Source organism: Corallococcus exercitus, from assembly GCF_003611585.1.
GTDB classification, from domain to species: domain Bacteria; phylum Myxococcota; class Myxococcia; order Myxococcales; family Myxococcaceae; genus Corallococcus; species Corallococcus exercitus.
In genome coordinates, this window is record NZ_RAVW01000832.1 from 1 (window position 1) to 840 (window position 840).

The following is an 840-nucleotide window of genomic DNA, read 5'->3' on the forward strand; positions in this document are numbered from 1 at the left end:
GCCCAGGGCCCCCGGTCCCCTCACGCGCCCGGGGCCTCTGACGGGCTGAAGACCAGGCGGTCGCCCTCCTGGGTGCCGCTGGCCCCGAGGACGCCCGCGGGCAGTTCCAGGACGGAGTTGGCCTTGAAGTAGATGGACGAGGTGCGCCAGGGGGGCATGGCGGGCACTTGCTTGACGATGCGCCCTTCCGCGTCCAGGAAGGCGACGTCGATGGGGATGCGCATGAAGAAGGTGTGGATGGAGTTGCAGGGCTCGATGTGCATCCCGCCCCCCATGGGCAGCGAGGCGCGGCCCATGAGCCCCTGGAAGCGCTGGACGAAGGACTCGGCGCGTTCCGCTCGGTCCGCGAGCAGCCGCTGCCGCGTTTCGTTGGTCACCCTCCAGTGCATGTCCGGTGTTCTATCCCATGCTTGAGCCCCTGGCGTCCCCCCTGCACCTGGTCCTCGTGTCCCCGCAGATTCCGCCCAACACCGGCAACGTGGCCCGGCTGTGCGCGGTGACGGGCTGCCGGCTCATCCTGGTGGAGCCCCTGGGGTTCTCCATCGACGACCGGAACCTGAAGCGGGCGGGGCTGGACTACTGGGACAAGGTGTTCCTGAAGCTGTACCCGACCTACGACGCCTACGTGGCCGAGTACCCCCAGGCCCGCCGGTGGCTGTTCTCCGCGAGGGCGGAGACGTCGCTGTACGCGGCCAGGTTCGAGCCGGGGGACCACCTGGTGTTCGGCTCGGAGGTGACGGGGCTGTTGCCGGAGGTGATGGAGGGGGGGACGGGGACGCCGGTGACCATCCCGATGCTGCCGGAGCGCCGCAGCTTGAATCTTTCGACGTCGGTGGGGAT

The 840-nt window shown here is 69.4% G+C and carries 2 protein-coding genes; one reads left to right on the top strand and one right to left on the bottom strand.

Going from position 1 to position 840, the window contains the following annotated elements:
* Nucleotides 1-20: 20 nt before the first annotated feature.
* On the bottom strand, nt 21-389 hold the full coding sequence (locus tag D7W79_RS42385) for a DUF192 domain-containing protein (protein ID WP_120530790.1): 369 nt from the start codon (nt 387-389) through the stop codon (nt 21-23).
* A gap of 17 nt (nt 390-406) precedes the next feature.
* On the opposite strand from D7W79_RS42385, the gene D7W79_RS42390 reads away from it, so the two are divergent.
* On the top strand, nt 407-840 hold a 434-nt coding region (locus tag D7W79_RS42390; RefSeq protein WP_147442371.1), incomplete at its 3' end, for a tRNA (cytidine(34)-2'-O)-methyltransferase.